The organism is Pseudomonas sp. BW7P1 (genome assembly GCF_024981055.1).
Classification (GTDB): Bacteria; Pseudomonadota; Gammaproteobacteria; order Pseudomonadales; family Pseudomonadaceae; genus Aquipseudomonas; species Aquipseudomonas bananamidigenes.
The window spans coordinates 5,373,690-5,388,184 of record NZ_CP103374.1 but is presented as its reverse complement, the minus strand read 5'-3'; the positions used below and the strand labels follow the sequence as shown (position 1 = coordinate 5,388,184).

At 59.6% G+C, this 14,495-nt stretch carries 16 protein-coding genes and 4 tRNA genes; 8 read left to right on the top strand and 12 right to left on the bottom strand.

Annotated elements, in window-relative coordinates; genetic code table 11:
• The first annotated feature begins 56 nt into the window (after positions 1-56).
• The 4 genes from NWV16_RS24285 (at position 57) to NWV16_RS24270 (ending at position 473) form a co-directional block, all read left to right on the top strand.
• Positions 57-132: transfer RNA gene (locus NWV16_RS24285), tRNA-Asn, on the top strand.
• A gap of 9 nt (positions 133-141) precedes the next feature.
• Positions 142-218: transfer RNA gene (locus NWV16_RS24280), tRNA-Pro, on the top strand.
• Between the two features lie 5 nt (positions 219-223).
• Positions 224-299, top strand: a tRNA-Lys gene (locus NWV16_RS24275).
• Positions 300-396: 97 nt separating this feature from the next.
• Positions 397-473: transfer RNA gene (locus NWV16_RS24270), tRNA-Pro, on the top strand.
• Between the two features lie 142 nt (positions 474-615).
• Here the strand turns inward: NWV16_RS24270 and NWV16_RS24265 are convergent.
• From NWV16_RS24265 to NWV16_RS24245, 5 genes are all read right to left on the bottom strand, one after another.
• Positions 616-1,023: a hypothetical protein gene (locus tag NWV16_RS24265; RefSeq protein ID WP_065261569.1), complete on the bottom strand. Its 408-nt coding sequence runs from the start codon at positions 1,021-1,023 to the stop codon at positions 616-618.
• A gap of 209 nt (positions 1,024-1,232) precedes the next feature.
• A complete protein-coding gene (locus NWV16_RS24260; RefSeq protein WP_065261570.1) occupies positions 1,233-2,531 on the bottom strand; it encodes an NAD(P)/FAD-dependent oxidoreductase in 1,299 nt (432 codons plus the stop codon).
• 63 nt (positions 2,532-2,594) lie between these two features.
• Positions 2,595-2,768 (bottom strand): DUF3094 family protein, encoded by a 174-nt coding sequence (locus NWV16_RS24255; RefSeq protein WP_003228304.1) that lies wholly within the window; start codon positions 2,766-2,768, stop codon positions 2,595-2,597.
• 51 nt (positions 2,769-2,819) lie between these two features.
• A complete protein-coding gene (locus NWV16_RS24250; protein WP_260521050.1) occupies positions 2,820-3,347 on the bottom strand; it encodes an MOSC domain-containing protein in 528 nt (175 codons plus the stop codon).
• Positions 3,344-3,970, bottom strand: a complete 627-nt coding sequence (locus NWV16_RS24245; RefSeq protein WP_065261573.1) for a DUF1780 domain-containing protein — start codon at positions 3,968-3,970, stop codon at positions 3,344-3,346. The genes NWV16_RS24250 and NWV16_RS24245 overlap by 4 nt, the downstream gene beginning before the upstream one ends.
• 133 nt (positions 3,971-4,103) lie before the next feature.
• Here NWV16_RS24245 and NWV16_RS24240 point away from each other — a divergent pair, with 133 nt between their 5' ends.
• Positions 4,104-4,793 (top strand): energy-coupling factor ABC transporter permease, encoded by a 690-nt coding sequence (locus NWV16_RS24240; RefSeq protein ID WP_260521049.1) that lies wholly within the window; start codon positions 4,104-4,106, stop codon positions 4,791-4,793.
• Between the two features lie 65 nt (positions 4,794-4,858).
• Positions 4,859-5,074 carry a hypothetical protein gene (locus NWV16_RS24235; RefSeq protein WP_065261575.1) on the top strand — a complete coding sequence of 72 codons (216 nt, stop codon included), beginning with the start codon at positions 4,859-4,861 and terminating at the stop codon, positions 5,072-5,074.
• Between the two features lie 6 nt (positions 5,075-5,080).
• Here NWV16_RS24235 and yacG read toward each other — a convergent pair whose 3' ends face one another.
• The 5 genes from yacG to pilB are packed head-to-tail and all read right to left on the bottom strand — an operon-like array spanning position 5,081 to position 9,692.
• Positions 5,081-5,281 (bottom strand): DNA gyrase inhibitor YacG, encoded by a 201-nt coding sequence (yacG, locus tag NWV16_RS24230; RefSeq protein ID WP_260521048.1) that lies wholly within the window; start codon positions 5,279-5,281, stop codon positions 5,081-5,083.
• Positions 5,278-5,901: a dephospho-CoA kinase gene (gene coaE / locus NWV16_RS24225; RefSeq protein WP_260521047.1), complete on the bottom strand. Its 624-nt coding sequence runs from the start codon at positions 5,899-5,901 to the stop codon at positions 5,278-5,280. The genes yacG and coaE overlap by 4 nt, the downstream gene beginning before the upstream one ends.
• Positions 5,898-6,770 (bottom strand): prepilin peptidase, encoded by an 873-nt coding sequence (locus NWV16_RS24220; protein WP_260521046.1) that lies wholly within the window; start codon positions 6,768-6,770, stop codon positions 5,898-5,900. Before NWV16_RS24220 ends, coaE begins: the two co-directional genes overlap by 4 nt.
• A gap of 1 nt (position 6,771) precedes the next feature.
• Positions 6,772-7,989 (bottom strand): type II secretion system F family protein, encoded by a 1,218-nt coding sequence (locus NWV16_RS24215; RefSeq protein WP_260521045.1) that lies wholly within the window; start codon positions 7,987-7,989, stop codon positions 6,772-6,774.
• Between the two features lie 2 nt (positions 7,990-7,991).
• Entirely contained in the window at positions 7,992-9,692 is a 1,701-nt protein-coding gene (pilB, locus tag NWV16_RS24210; RefSeq protein ID WP_260521044.1) for a type IV-A pilus assembly ATPase PilB, read from the bottom strand.
• A gap of 226 nt (positions 9,693-9,918) precedes the next feature.
• Here pilB and NWV16_RS24205 point away from each other — a divergent pair, with 226 nt between their 5' ends.
• Positions 9,919-10,362 (top strand): pilin, encoded by a 444-nt coding sequence (locus tag NWV16_RS24205; protein WP_065261580.1) that lies wholly within the window; start codon positions 9,919-9,921, stop codon positions 10,360-10,362.
• A gap of 299 nt (positions 10,363-10,661) precedes the next feature.
• Entirely contained in the window at positions 10,662-11,018 is a 357-nt protein-coding gene (locus tag NWV16_RS24200) for a BON domain-containing protein (protein ID WP_065261581.1), read from the top strand.
• A gap of 161 nt (positions 11,019-11,179) precedes the next feature.
• Here the strand turns inward: NWV16_RS24200 and NWV16_RS24195 are convergent, their stop codons facing one another.
• Both NWV16_RS24195 and NWV16_RS24190 read right to left on the bottom strand, forming a co-directional pair.
• Complete coding sequence (locus NWV16_RS24195) at positions 11,180-11,476, bottom strand: DUF2845 domain-containing protein (RefSeq protein WP_065261582.1); 297 nt, start codon at positions 11,474-11,476, stop codon at positions 11,180-11,182.
• Positions 11,476-14,427 carry a DUF748 domain-containing protein gene (locus NWV16_RS24190; RefSeq protein WP_260521043.1) on the bottom strand — a complete coding sequence of 984 codons (2,952 nt, stop codon included), beginning with the start codon at positions 14,425-14,427 and terminating at the stop codon, positions 11,476-11,478. Before NWV16_RS24190 ends, NWV16_RS24195 begins: the two co-directional genes overlap by 1 nt.
• Between the last annotated feature and the right edge of the window lie 68 nt (positions 14,428-14,495).

The window sequence follows — 14,495 nt, the reverse complement described above, 5'->3', positions numbered from 1 at the left end:
GCGAAAACGATGTCGAGAAGCTGCAAGTTTCACCGCAGTAACTTGAAATATGTAGTTCCGTGATAGCTCAGTCGGTAGAGCAAATGACTGTTAATCATTGGGTCCCAGGTTCGAGTCCTGGTCACGGAGCCAATTTCAAATCGGGGTATAGCGCAGTCCGGTAGCGCGCCTGCTTTGGGAGCAGGATGTCGGGAGTTCGAATCCCCCTACCCCGACCATTTTTGGGTCGTTAGCTCAGTTGGTAGAGCAGTTGGCTTTTAACCAATTGGTCGTAGGTTCGAGTCCCACACGACCCACCATTTTTGAAACCAGTTTGCGCTGGGATCGAATCTTAAGATCAGAGGCCAAAAGCGCTGATCGAAGAAGGCGATCTTTGAAAGGTCGCCTTTTTTTTACCGGGGTATAGCGCAGTCCGGTAGCGCGCCTGCTTTGGGAGCAGGATGTCGGGAGTTCGAATCCCCCTACCCCGACCATATAAAAAATCCTCGTATCGAAAGATACGGGGATTTTTTTTGCCTGCGGAAAATATTTTTTCTTTCAGCGCTATCGGACAAAACAAAGCCGCGCACGCCATCAAGGCATGCGCGGCTTTGTTTTGTCGGGAAGGGCTGGATATCAGGCGCCGTCGCGGTCTTTCAGGTGTTCGAACAGTCCCTTGGGCATTTTCTTGCCATTGGCTTCGTAGTTGGCTTTGACGTTGTCGTAAGCCTCTTGTTCGTCGATGAAACCGTCGTGGTTGGTGTCGATCTTGTCGAAGTCCGAGTGCGGCGCGACCTTCAGGAATTCGGCGCGAGAGACTTTGCCGTCGCCATCGGTATCGGTCCTGGCCATCGACGCATCGCCGCATTTGCCTTCACCGCATTTGCCCTCCGGGGTTTTGACCGAGGTTTCGGCCGACGCGACCATGTAACCCTGAGCCAGTGGCTGCGCAGCGAAGACCGAGCCAGACAGCATCAGGCCGCCAGCCATTACGGCACCGACCAGGCCAAGGGAGGTTTTGCCAATTTTCGAAGTGCGGGTCATTTCATTCTCCTTCGGTTGCACAGCGCAACCACACGTTAAGGGCGATCAGCCGGAGCAGGTGCGCCCGGGTGTGGCCATTAGGCGGTGGCGATGTATCGCGTCTGTGTCGAGGAGCTGGGGCGTTTGTAAGCGAAGGTGGGGAAAGCGGGGGGCAGATACAGTAGAAGACAAAACGCCGTGGAGGCGAGCCCGCCCCCACGGCGTTTACATCAGTGCAGCTTCAGCCGTGGCTCGGTGCCGCGTCCGATCTTGCTGCCCAGCATCAGCATGGCGGTGCGGAAAGGGCCGTACAGTGCCATCTGGTGCATGCGGTACAGCGACACGTAAAACATCCGCGCCAGCCAGCCCTCGAGCATCACGGTGCCGGTCAGGTTACCCATCAAGTTACCCACAGCCGAAAAGCGTGACAGCGAAATCAGCGAACCGTAGTCGGTGTATTTGTACTCCGGCAGGGTCTTGCCTTCGATCCGCAGTTTAAGCGACCTGGCCAGCAACGATGCCTGCTGGTGTGCCGCCTGGGCCCGTGGTGGAACGTTGCGGTCCGAACCCGGTTGCGGGCAGGCTGCGCAGTCGCCGAACGCGAAGATGTTTTCGTCACGGGTGGTCTGCAACGTCGGCAGCACCTGCAGCTGATTGATCCGGTTGGTTTCCAGGCCGTCGATGTCCTTGAGGAAACCCGGTGCGCGGATCCCGGCAGCCCAGACTTTCAGGCTGGCCTTGATCTCATTGCCATCGGCAGTGATCAGGCTGTCGGCGGTGACCTGGCTGACCGACGCATTGGTCATCACATTGACCCCGAGTTTCTCCAGCGTCTTGTGTACCGGCCCGCTGATGCGCTCCGGCAGCGCTGGCAGCACCCGGGGCCCGGCTTCGATCAGGGTGATGTGCATGTTTTCCGGTTTGATGCGGTCCAGTCCGTAGGCCGCCAGCTCATGGGCCGCGTTGTGCAGTTCTGCCGCCAGTTCGACGCCGGTCGCGCCGGCGCCAACGATGGCCACGCTGATCTGCTGCACCGCATCGGTCTGCCCGGCGTGTGCGCGCAGATAGTGATTGAGCAGTTGCTGGTGGAAACGCTCGGCCTGTTTGCGGGTGTCGAGGAACAGGCAGTGCTGTGCTGCGCCCAGGGTGCCGAAATCGTTGGTGGTGCTGCCGACGGCGATCACCAGCGTGTCGTAGGGCACCTCTCGTGCCGGAACCAGTTCGATGCCGTTTTCGTCGTAGGTGGCGGCGAGCTGGATTTTCTTCTGTTCACGGTCAAGCCCGCTCATGCGCCCGAGCTGGAACTCGAAGTGGTTCCATTTGGCCTGAGCAACATAGTTGAGTTCGTCTTCGGAAGAGTTCAGCGATCCGGCGGCCACTTCGTGCAACAGCGGTTTCCAGATGTGCGTCAGGTTCGCGTCGACCAGCATGATGCTGGCAGTGCCGCGCTTGCCCAGAGTCTTACCCAGACGGGTAGCCAGCTCCAGACCGCCGGCGCCGCCGCCGACAATGACAATACGATGGGACATGGGAATAGCTCGCAAGGTTTTTAAAGGAAATCGGTGCGGTTACCCGAGCGAGCGCGATGCTGCTCATAGCGTCAGGTAACTGATCAAACGGCTCAACAGGCCCAGACCAATGGTCACTGCCAGCACCAGCACCAGGAGCATCCATGGCCGGAAAGGCCGGCGCTCGACACGGTGCTGGGACAACTGCAGGTACTCTTCGACATGTTTCTGGTCTTCGGGGTTCAGGCGGCTGGTCATAAAGGCCTCGTCAGGTAGACGTTGCTGAAGGTGAACAAGCTACAGCGGTTTTCAACCGGGATTGAATGCAGCATAGCCACTGTCCGGGACCGGTTCGACAGCCACCCTGTCCTCGAGGCGAATGACCCCGCTTTGTAACACCCGCGCGGTGATTCCGCCATGCCCGCGCACCGCCTGGAATGTTCCGGGGCCGAGGTTGTTCTGCAGGCGCGCGCACGGCTGACACCAGCCCGTGGTTTCGAAAATCGCCTGACCAATGCGAAAACGTCGCCCCTTGAGGCTGAAAAGATTGATTCCGCTGATAACGAGATTGCGCCGCAGTTCTTCAGGTGTGACCGGTTGTTCTGCCGAACGACCCATCAGGGCGCTGATGACGGCCAGATGTTCCCACTGAATCAGCGTCACCTGCCGCGCATTGCGTACCCCGGGCCGGGCATGGTCGCCGGTAAGACCGGCTTCAAGCCGCGCTTCGACCGCATCGAGCACAACCATCGGTCCCCTGGATTCGGGGCGCACGCCAATCCAGCAGACGCGTCCGGTCTGCGGGACATCGGCAATCAATTGCTGAAGCGGCGTCACAGACTGATCCCGACATCGAACAGGATGCTGCGGCCCAGGTTGCTGCGCAGGAAATCCGGTGCATCAGGATGGGCGAACAGCACCCGGGCGAACGTCGGCCCTACCAGTGACAACGAGCGCCAGCCCTGACGAAGGTATTCGGTGGGCGGCGGAAAGTGGCTGTTGAGGTCGAGCACTTCGCGCTTGAGGCTGGCGAAGGCGATGATGTCCAGTTCCCCCAGGTCCATGCCGCGCTCCTTGTAGTTATGCGCTTTCTTGCGCAACGTCGGCGCCAGCCGCAACAGGAACTCGTTGGCAGGGATCCGCCGTGGCTTGGCTTCACGGCGCACCAGTTGGCTCAGGGAAAAGGCGCTGCGCCGCCGTTGCAGTTCATCACGCCATTCATCGTTGAGGCGGCGCCCTTCGTCGAGAACGAAGAACACCTCGAAATTGGCATCGCGAAACAACACGTCCGGCGGCTCGCCGGCGGGGGCGAATTCGTCGGCCCGATAGGGAATGTTGAGGCCTTGCAGCAGGCGCTGGCAGACCCAACGCTCACGCTCCCATTTGCGGGCATTGGACAGGAAAGCGTTGGCCTGCTCGGCCGCGATGGTCAGCAGGCGTAAATAATCCGAATCATCCATAGGCCCAAGCTTAGCGTTCAATTGCGACAAGCAGAAAGCTTTGCATCGGCTGTTTCCCCCGGGCGGCGGTGTAGACTTCGGCACAGGAGCGCCAATCAAGGGAGTCTGCGGTGCGAATGAAGGTGATGGGATCATGATCGGTGCAGAACTGCTGTCTTCGACGAGCCTGACCCTCGGCTGGCTGATTTACCTGCCGGTGCTGCTCTGGGCGATCTGCCGCGCTCCATGGGTCGAATTGTTCAGCGACAGCCGTCGTCAGCACTTGCTGTTCGGCACCGTGTTCGCGCTTTTTCTGCTGTGGATGGTGCGCAGGGATTTCGACACCGGTGTGTCCTATCACTTCATCGGCATGACCGCAGTGACGCTGTTGCTCGACTGGCCGCTGGCGATAGTGGGCGGGCTGGTCGCACAGATCGGGCTGGTTCTGCTGGGACGCCAGGATCTTGTGGCAGTCGGGGTCAACGGTGCGTTGCTGATCCTGCTGCCGGTGCTGATCACCGAAGGCGTGGCGATCCTGGTCGAGCGGGCGCAACCGCGCAATCCGTTTGTGTATATCTTCTGCTCGGGTTTCTTCGCAGCGGCCTTGTCGGCGCTGGCGTGTCTGGTGCTGAGCCTGACCCTGCTCTGGTATGACGGCCTTTTTGCCATGCCGGAATGGCTGGAAGACTTCATCGGATACCTGTGGCTGTTGATTTTTCCGGAAGCGTTCATCAACGGCATGGTCATCAGCGCTCTGGTGGTGTTCAGTCCGGAATGGCTGGAGACTTTCAACCGCACCCGTTACCTTTCGGCGCCCTGGAAGGATGACGATTCCAAGTCTTGATTCACATCAAATCCATACCGCGCGCGGTATTTCATGCTCGACCAAATTCCTTCAGGAGCAGCGGCATGAGCGTTTACGAGTGGGCGAGGCAGGAAACCCGGCAGAGTCTGCAAATGGCGCAGGAGGTCGGGTTCGATCCGGGATTGAGCCTGCGGGCCTTGCTCAGTGCGGTGGTGCAACAGAGCAAGGCGGTGCGCAACGCCGAGGACCTGGCCGACGAGTTGCGCTTTCTGGCAGAAAACCTCGACGACGATCAGGACTACGGCTTCATGCGGCCCTGACCAGGATCAGTGACGTGGGTCGAAATCGCCGGAAAACAATTCGTCCTCGGCATCCGGGGCGACCGGAATCTTGTGTTCTTCCGACGCCCAGGCGCCGAGGTCGATCAGTTTGCAGCGGTCCGAGCAGAACGGCCGGTATTTGTTCTCGGGGGTGAATTCCACCGGGGCGCCACAGGTCGGGCAATCAACGGTTGGGGTCTGGCTCATGATCGGCCTCCGGATAAAGTCAGGTAAAAGTGATGCAGGCGCTCGACCTCGCGGTGCAGCCAGGCGAGGTCACGGTCGTTGACCACCACATCGTCGGCGCGGCTGACGCGGTCTTCGCGGCTGGACTGGGCCTTCAGGATCGCGTGAACCTGCTGTTCGCTGGTCTGGTCACGCTGCAGGGTGCGTTCGATCTGCAATTGTTGTGGCGCATCGATCACCAGGATCCGCTGGGTCATCGCGTACTGTCCGGATTCGATCAACAACGGTGAAACCAGAATGGCGTAAGGCGATTTTGCCAGCGCCAGGTGATGGGCGATTTCCTCGGCGATCAGCGGATGCAGCAGGGCCTCGAGCCAGCGGCGTTGTTCCGGCACTTCGAAGATCAGCTTGCGCAACGCTGCGCGATCGAGCGTGCCGTCGGCCTGCAATACATCGGGGCCGAAGTGCTCGGCAATCTTCGCCAGCGCCGGGCGACCCGGCTCAACCACCCAGCGCGCCGCATGATCGGCATCCACGACATGAATGCCGAGATCGATGAAATGCTGGGCGGCCGCGCTTTTACCGCTGCCGATGCCGCCGGTCAGGCCGAGAATCCAGGGTTTTTCCACAGGGGTATTCATTTCAAACCGACAAACTGCCAATAGAAGTCGGTTATTTGACCACCCCAGAGCAAGGCAATCCAGCCGGCAATGGCCAGATACGGGCCGAAAGGAATCGGCGTCGAGGAATTGCGGTCGCGTAACTTGAGCAGAATCACTCCCAGAATCGCGCCCACCAGCGAGGACAGCAGGATGGTCAGCGGCAGAATCTGCCAGCCACCCCAGGCCCCCAGAAGTGCCAGCAACTTGAAATCGCCGTGACCGATGCCGTCCCTGCCGGTGAGCAGCTTGAACAGCCAGAACACCGACCATAGCGTCATGTAGCCGGCCACCGCTCCCCACAACGCATCGTGCAGCGAGACGAACAACCCGAAGCTGTTGATGATCAAACCCAGCCACAGCAACGGCAGCACCAGCACGTCGGGCAACAATTGATGCTCGGTATCGATCAGGCTCATCGCCAGCAAGCCCCAGGTCAGCGCGATCAACAGGCATGCCGGCCAGCCGAAGCCCAGATGCCAGGCAATGAACGCCGAGAGCAGGCCGCAGGCCAGTTCGGTCAAGGGATAACGCTTGCTGATCGGCGCCGCGCATGACGAGCAGCGACCGCGTAACAGCAGGTAGCTGAGCAGAGGAATGTTTTCCCAGGCGCGAATGCGGTGGGCGCAGTGGGGGCACTGCGAATGCGGCAACATCAGGTTGTACACCGGCAGCGGCGTTTCCACGGGCAATCCGAGCACGTCATGGGCCTGCTGGCGCCAATCGCGCTCGAGCATTTTCGGCAGGCGCCAGACCACCACATTGAGGAAGCTGCCGACCACCAGCCCGAGTATCAGAGCGGTGAAGACAAAGGCCAGCGGGTAGAGCGCGAAGAGTTCGTCGATGGGCATGTCAGATCGCTGAACCGAGTTGGAAGATCGGCAGGTACATGGCCACCACCAGTCCGCCGACGATGACCCCGAGCACCACCATGACGAATGGCTCCATGAGGCTGGTGAGGTTGTCGACCATGTTGTCCACCTCTTCCTCGTAGAAGCCGGCGACCTTGTCGAGCATGTCGTCCAGGGCCCCGGACTCTTCGCCAATCGCCGTCATCTGTATCGCCATGTTCGGAAACATGCCGCTGGTGCGCATCGAGAAATTCAGCTGCATGCCGGTGGCCACGTCCTGGCGAATGCGCAGCACCGCGCGCTTGAACACCACATTGCCGGTGGCACCGGCCACCGAATCCAGCGCCTCCACGAGCGGCACACCGGCAGCGAAGGTCGTCGACAGGGTGCGGGCGAAACGGGCCACGGCAGATTTGTACATCATGGTGCCCACCAGCGGCAGCTTGAGCAGCCAGGCGTCGCGTCGGTCACGCAGGGCCTGGGATTTCTTCAGGGCATGGCGGGTGCCGAAGAACGCCACGACCAGCACGCCAAGGATCGCCCACCACCATTGCTGCATGAACTCCGACAAGCCGATGACCATCACGGTGAACGCCGGCAGTTCGGCACCGAATCCGGAAAATACCGACTGAAACTGCGGCACCACCTTTACCAGCAGAATTCCGGTGACGACGGCAGCCACCAGAACCACGGCTGTGGGGTAGGTCAGGGCTTTCTTGATCTTCGCCTTGAGGCTTTCGCTCTTTTCCTTGTACGTCGCCACACGTTCGAGCAGGGTGTCGAGGGCGCCGGACTGCTCGCCGGCATCCACCAGGTTGCAGTACAACTCGTCGAAGTATTGCGGCTTCTTGCGCAAGGCCGCCGCGAAACTGTTGCCGGCGGCGACTTCCTGTTTGATCTCGTCCACCAGTTTGCGCATGGCCGGATTTTCAAATCCCTCGCCGATGATGTCGAAAGACTGCAGCAACGGCACGCCGGCCTTCATCATGGTCGCCATCTGCCGGGTGAACAGGGCGATGTCCAGCGGCTTGATGCGTTTGCCGAAGTTCAGCAACGACGCGGACTTCTTGCGCACCTTGCCGGGATTGATGCCTTGCTTGCGCAACTGGGCCTTGATCAGTGCGGGGTTTTGTCCGCTCAGTTCGCCGCTGATCCGGCTGCCTTTCTTGTCCGTGCCTTCCCAGGCGTAAACGCTGATTTTCGCTGCCTTGACCGCCATGTTCAGTCCTTGGTGACCCGGTTGATTTCTTCGAGGCTGGTGATGCCTTGCATGGCCTTGATCAGCCCCGAGGTGCGCAGGTCGTTGAAACCGTCCAGACGCATCTGGCTGTCGATTTCCAGTGCGTTGCCTTCGGCCATGATCAGCCGTTGAAGTTCGGGGGTGTTTTTCACCACTTCATAAATCCCGGTGCGTCCCTTGTAGCCGCCGTTGCATTGATCGCAACCGGCGGGTTCATAGATCGTGAAGCTGCCGATGCGTTCCTCGGGGAAGCCTTCCTTGAGCAAGGTTTCGCGGGGAATCTCGATGGGTTTTTTGCAGTGGTTGCACAGTTTTCGCGCCAGGCGCTGGGCAATGATCAGGCTGACCGAGGTGGCGATGTTGAAGCCGGGAATGCCCATGTTGTGCAAGCGGGTCAACGTTTCCGCTGCGCTGTTGGTGTGCAGCGTGGACAGCACCAGGTGACCTGTCTGCGCTGCCTTGATCGCGATCTCTGCGGTTTCCAGGTCCCGAATTTCGCCGACCATGATCACGTCGGGGTCCTGACGCAGGAACGAGCGCAGGGCCTGGGCGAAGTCCAGCCCCTGCTTCGGATTGACGTTGACCTGATTGATGCCTTCCATGTTGATCTCCACCGGGTCTTCAGCGGTGGAGATGTTGATGTCGACGGTATTGAGGATGTTGAGCCCGGTGTACAGCGACACGGTCTTGCCGGAACCGGTAGGGCCGGTCACCAGAATCATGCCTTGCGGTTGCTTCAGGGCGGCCAGGTACAACTCTTTCTGCTCCGGCTCGTAGCCGAGGGCGTCGATGCCGATCTGCGCACTGGACGGATCGAGGATCCGGATCACCACTTTTTCGCCCCATAGCGTCGGCAAGGTGTTGACCCGGAAATCGATCGACTTGGTTTTCGACAGGCGCATCTTCAGACGTCCGTCCTGGGGTTTGCGGCGTTCCGAGATGTCGAGGCTGGCCATGACCTTCAACCGCGCGGCGATGCGCCCGGCCAGTTGAATCGGTGGTTTGGCCATCTCACGCAGGATGCCGTCGGTTCGCACCCGCACCCGGTAGTTCTTTTCATAGGGTTCGAAGTGCAGGTCGGAGGAGCCGCTCTTGATCGCGTCCAGCAGCATCTTGTGGACGAAGCGCACCACCGGCGCATCATCGGCGTCCAGTCCTGCGATCGTGTCCTGCCTGCTGTCATCGACGGTTTCGACATCCAGTCCTTCCAGATCGACGTCGGCCATGTCTTCCAGACCGGAAGCGTGGGTGTCGAAGAACTTTTCGATGGCGTCGGTGAGCTTGTCGTCCTCCACCAGAATGGCTTCCGTGCTAAGCCCGGTGCTGAACTGGATGTCATTGATCGCCTGGTGATTGCTCGGGTCGGAGATGCCCACGAACAACTTGTTGCCGCGCCGCCACAGGGGCAGGGCGTGATGCTGGCGCACCAGTTTTTCACTGACCAGCCCTTTGGGCTGGGTTTCCTTGTCCAGGCAGTTGAGGTCGAGGAACGCCATGCCGAAATGCTCCGAGGCAATCTCGGCGACCTGCCAGCTCTTCACCAGTTTGTTCTGGACCAGATAGCTGACCAGCGACAGGCGATTGCGCTGGGCTTGCTGCCAGGCTTGCTGGGCGCTTTTTTCCGTGAGCAGTTCAGCCTTGACCAGCTGTTTGGCCAGGCCGCTCAGAGCGATGTCATTCATGGGAATCCCGGATGCAGACAGTTCATGACTTATAGCCTAGTCAAGTGACAGCGCCAAACACGCGGGGTGCAGGTGACAAAAAGTGTCAGATAGTGCGGTTGCAGGTTGTAGGAAAGACCTCGCATACGTGGTGAGGCCCAGCGCGCAGGGCTTTCAGCGTTTTGGCACGGGCTGTGCTGATACCTGTTCAGATCATGAGATTCCGACTCATGCATGGAGGAAGTCTATGAAAAAACAACAGGGTTTCACTTTGATCGAGCTGCTGATCGTCGTGGCGATCATCGGCATCCTGGCAACCATCGCGCTGCCGCAATACACCAAGTACCAGGCACGGTCGAAGGTGACGGCAGGGCTGGCGGAAATCAGCGCGCTGAAGGTGCCGTTCGAGGACACCATCAATCAAGGTACCGATCCGACACTGACGCTGGTGACCGGCAGCGCTTCCTACTCGACAACCAATTGCGGCACCGTGACGGCGTCGGGCACTGCATCCTCAGGGGCCGGCACCATCGTTTGCACGCTGGCCAACGCGCCGGCTCCCGTGCTGGGCAAAACCATCACGTTGACCCGCTCCGGTGGGGCAACGGGTAATACAGCCGGTGTCTGGAGCTGTGCTTCGACAGTCAACCCGGACTATGCCCCTAAAGGCTGCCCGGGCAGCGGTACTTGATCCCAGGCTGCCGAATCATGAAATGCCCCGCTTTGCGGGGCATTTTCTTTTGCCCGGCATTGCTCAAAAGCTTCAATCTTTTCAGCGTGTTAGGAACTTTCCGGAAAGCCGCAACTTGCATGTAGATAATTCGGTGGTCATGCAAATTGCATGATTCCGAAAATTTCGGATTCTATTAAGTAATTGATTTATAAGGGTTTAATTATTCCGTGAAAGTTGGCACAGCCTTCGCAACATACCCGGTAACCCTGCTGACAAGACACGCAGCAGACTTTCCAGAAAAAACAGGAGTTACTCGTATGAAGAAGTTCGCTATCACTGCCGCTGCTGCTACCGCGCTGACCCTGACCATGGCCACCGGCGCATTCGCACAATCCACTCAGGCAACCCAGGCTCCAATGACCTTGGCTGCCGGTGAAATGACCAAGGCGAAAGAAGCCACTTCCGACACCTGGATCACCACCAAAGTCAAAAGCGACCTGGTTACCGAAAAAGGCATTCCAGGCACTGACATCAAAGTAGAAACCAACAAAGGCGTTGTGTCTCTGTCCTCCACTGTTGCAGTGACAGAAGCCCAGAAGAAAATGGCTGTAGACATCACCAAGAAAATCAAGGGCGTCAAAGCGGTCTCCGCTGACGGCCTGAAAGCCGAGTAAGGCAAGACTTCTCGCCTGGACCGGGAGAAGACGCGACAGGCGGGCCGAGCAATACGTCTGCCGCACTTTAGAGTTCATGCGAACGGCCACAGGGAATGTGGCCATTACAGGCCCTGGCATTCGTGTCGGGGCCTGTTCTATTCAAGGGGCGGGAAAATGGTTCAGTCGCCGCGTTTGCTGTTGATCTGCCGCAGTCGATTGCCCTCGAAGCGCAGGTATTGATACATGCCGTTGCTCGGACCGTAGGTCCATTCCTCGACCTGAAATTCTTCACGGCGATTGGCACTGCGCTTATAGCCGAGGACATCACGGCTGACCGGTTCTCCGCATTTCTGCAGCACCTCGCTGGCGCGATCACCGAGGCTTACCAACTGGCTGCCACAGCGCAGGGTATCGGATGCCGAAGCCTGGCTGGCGACGAGCGCCAGCGCCATTGCGGCCAGCCATTGATTGTTCATCACTCGGCGTCCAGATGCATTTGTGTCACCACGCGACCGTCGCTTTCCGCTTCGCCCAGATTGGCGTCGATGAAATACACACGGTCGTCCGCCAGTTGGCCCTTGTCCACCAGATAGTCCTTGATGCTGCTGGCACGGTCCTGACCGAGCTGGCGCAGCAACACGTCGCTGGAACTCCAGAACTTGATCACGTCCGCACGCATTTTCGCGGTGCGCTCTTCCTTGCCCAGATCTTTCCATTCCGCCGGCGGCTGGGTTTTCAGGCGGGTGCGGTAGATGCCTTCGAGCAGCGGACCTTTTTCATTGTCCGGCACCTGGACCATCGAGGCCTGGGCCGGCACCTTGTCGCCACGGCGCTGGAGCATCTTGTAATAGTTGTACTGGTATTCGCGTTCCAGACGCTGTTCGGCAAGCAACGGCCCGTCGCTGCTTTGGGCGGCAGTGCCTTCGATTTCCAGACGCAGGGCCGGACGCTCCTTCAGCGCTTGCGACAGCTTCACCAGTGCTGCTTCGGCATCCTTGTTCAGTTCACTGGAGCCCGGGGCGAAGGACACGGTGCCCAGATCTTCCGACCCGCCGCCGCTGACCAGCCCGCCAATCAGTTTGAACGGCGCGGCAGCGGCCTTGACGATCAGATTGCGCAGGGTCTGCCAGACAATCGGCATCACGCTGAATTGCGGGTTGTTGAGGTCGCCGGTGACCGGCAGTTCGATGGAAATCTTGCCGTCCACGTCCTTGAGCAGTGCAATCGCCAGTTTCAGCGGCAGGCTCACGGCATCCGGGCTGTCGACTTTCTCACCCAGTTGCAGTTGCTCGACCACCACCTTGTTCTCGGCCTTGAGCTGGCCCTTGGTGATCAGGTAGTGCAGGTCGAGATTGAGTCGGCCCTTGCGGATCCGGTAACCGGCGAATTTGCCGGAGTAGGGCGTCAGGGTGGTCAGCTCGACCCGTCTGAAGCTGGTGGCGATATCGAGGCTGGCCATCGGGTCGAACGGATTGACTGCGCCCTTGATGGTCACCGGCGCATAACGATCGACCTTGCCCTTGACGTCGACGCTGGCCGGTTTTGCCTGACGGCTGTCGATGGTGCCGATCTGGCCGTTGAGCTGCTGGATTGCAGTGGCGAAGTTCGGCGTCAGGCTGAAGTCGGCGAAGTTGGCCGAGCCGTCATTGATGACGATGCCGCCAATGTGAATGCCCAGCGGTTTCGAATTGCCGGCAGGTTTTGCCGCTGCGGTTTTCGTTCCGGAATCGGCAGGTTGCGGGATGAGCAGGTCGTCGATGTTGGTGGTGCGGTCATCGTTGATCATGAAGCGCGCATACGGCTGGAACAGGTTGATCCTGTCGATCGACAGACTGTCGCCATGCTGATAGTTCAGACCTTCGACCACCACCTGCTGCCACTTGAGGAAGTCTCGGGTTTTCAGGGTGTCGAGGGTGTGCAACTGATCGACCTGGGCGCGACCGGTGACACTGAGAGCCAGCGGCTCGGTGCTTTTCAGGTTCACTTTCAGGTCGCTGCCGAGCATGCCGCTGCGCAATTCCAGGCGAATGAACGGATTGATGTAAGACTGCGCGACCCGCAGGTCGATGTCCTGGGTCTTGACGTTGAGCTGGGCGGTGACCGGCGCCAGGTTGACCACGCCGTCGGCGTTGATCTTGCCTTGTTTGCCCAGGCCGGCGTCGAGTTTGACGTTGAAGGGCGAGCCGTTGAGGCTGTCGAAATTCTGCAGATCGATGTTCAGCGGCGTGACATCCAGCGCGACTTCAGGCTTTGCCGAGCGGTCGGCCAGATGCACTTTGTAGTCGCGCAGTTGCACGTCCTTGAGCAGCACTTGCCAGGGTTTGCCCGGCGTGGTCGGTTCCGCTTTCGGCGAGTCGGCAGCGGCGGGTGTGTTTTTTGGTTCGGCCGCGGCTTTGGCGGCGGGTCTGGACGGCTGGCCGGCGAACAGTTTCTGCCAGTCCAGTTGCCCGTCCGCTTCGAGGGCGGCCCAGGTTTCGAGTTTCTGGCTGCGGATCTTGCCGACCACCACCTGTTGTTTGGCCAGGTCCACGCTGGTGTCGCTGACGTCGAGGCGGTCGAGTCTTGCCAGCGGACGTCCGTCCGGTGCCTTGATCGCAAACGGCGCAACGCTGACCGCCACGTTGCTCAGCAGCAGTTCGGTTTCCTTGGACAGGTTGAGCTTGTAGTCGGTGCTCAGACTGACCACGCCATTTTCCAGCACCAGCGGTACGGCGTCGCGCACATAGGGCCAGAACGCTTTCATCTGGCCATCGGTCACCTTGAGCGTGCCTTCGGAGGCAATCGGGATCAGGCTGAAGTTGCCCTTCCAGTCGATCTGTCCACCGGCCGGGCCGATGGCGACCAGAGTCATGTCGGCGTTGTCGTCAGGCAGGGTGCTGAGGTTGTTCAGTTCGAAATCGAGTTTGTCGTAGAGGAATTCGATCGGCTCGCTCGGGCGTGCATCCTCGAAATGCACGTTGCCACCGGCAAGTTTGATCCGGTCGATACGCAGCGGAAACGGCTTGGCATTCGGATCGGCCGGCGTCGGTTCGCTGGCCGGCAGTTTGAACAGACCGAGCAGATTGAGTTTGCCGTCCTTGGCGAACAGGACTTCGGTCTTCGGTTTGTCCAGTTCGATGTCGGACAGGTGAAGGGCTTTTGTCCACAGGCTGTCGAGTTGCAGGTTGGCGTACAGGCGTTCGAAACCGACCTGTTCCTTGCCCGGCTCGCCGATGACCAGGCCCCAAAGTGTGACTTCGAGGCTGAACGGATTGAGTTCGATACGCTGAAGATGCGCAGGCAGCGTGGCGTAGTTGGCCAGTTGCTGGTTGGCGACACGCAACGCAATGCCCGGCAGAATCAGAAACCCCAGCAGGCTGTAGAGGGCCAGAGCGGTCAACAGGGCGCCAATCGCGCGAATCAATCCTTTGGGCATGTGCGGCTTCATCTGTCTGAATCGGAGTGCCTTGGAGTATGGCACGCGATTGCGGTTCCGAAGCAATTGCTCAAGGCCAG

Excerpts from the sequence above, each read along its gene's own strand:
- coaE (WP_260521047.1), bottom strand. The coding sequence starts at position 5,901 with ATGAATACCCCTGTGGAAAAACCCTGGATTCTCGGCCTGACCGGCGGC.
- NWV16_RS24205 (WP_065261580.1), top strand. The coding sequence starts at position 9,919 with ATGAAAAAACAACAGGGTTTCACTTTGATCGAGCTGCTGATCGTCGTG.
- NWV16_RS24220 (WP_260521046.1), bottom strand. The coding sequence starts at position 6,770 with ATGCCCATCGACGAACTCTTCGCGCTCTACCCGCTGGCCTTTGTCTTC.
- pilB (WP_260521044.1), bottom strand. The coding sequence starts at position 9,692 with ATGAATGACATCGCTCTGAGCGGCCTGGCCAAACAGCTGGTCAAGGCT.
- NWV16_RS24195 (WP_065261582.1), bottom strand. The coding sequence starts at position 11,476 with ATGAACAATCAATGGCTGGCCGCAATGGCGCTGGCGCTCGTCGCCAGC.
- NWV16_RS24255 (WP_003228304.1), bottom strand. The coding sequence starts at position 2,768 with ATGACCAGCCGCCTGAACCCCGAAGACCAGAAACATGTCGAAGAGTAC.
- NWV16_RS24260 (WP_065261570.1), bottom strand. The coding sequence starts at position 2,531 with ATGTCCCATCGTATTGTCATTGTCGGCGGCGGCGCCGGCGGTCTGGAG.
- NWV16_RS24245 (WP_065261573.1), bottom strand. The coding sequence starts at position 3,970 with ATGGATGATTCGGATTATTTACGCCTGCTGACCATCGCGGCCGAGCAG.
- NWV16_RS24200 (WP_065261581.1), top strand. The coding sequence starts at position 10,662 with ATGAAGAAGTTCGCTATCACTGCCGCTGCTGCTACCGCGCTGACCCTG.
- yacG (WP_260521048.1), bottom strand. The coding sequence starts at position 5,281 with ATGAGCCAGACCCCAACCGTTGATTGCCCGACCTGTGGCGCCCCGGTG.
- NWV16_RS24240 (WP_260521049.1), top strand. The coding sequence starts at position 4,104 with ATGATCGGTGCAGAACTGCTGTCTTCGACGAGCCTGACCCTCGGCTGG.
- NWV16_RS24235 (WP_065261575.1), top strand. The coding sequence starts at position 4,859 with ATGAGCGTTTACGAGTGGGCGAGGCAGGAAACCCGGCAGAGTCTGCAA.
- NWV16_RS24265 (WP_065261569.1), bottom strand. The coding sequence starts at position 1,023 with ATGACCCGCACTTCGAAAATTGGCAAAACCTCCCTTGGCCTGGTCGGT.
- NWV16_RS24190 (WP_260521043.1), bottom strand. The coding sequence starts at position 14,427 with ATGAAGCCGCACATGCCCAAAGGATTGATTCGCGCGATTGGCGCCCTG.
- NWV16_RS24215 (WP_260521045.1), bottom strand. The coding sequence starts at position 7,989 with ATGGCGGTCAAGGCAGCGAAAATCAGCGTTTACGCCTGGGAAGGCACG.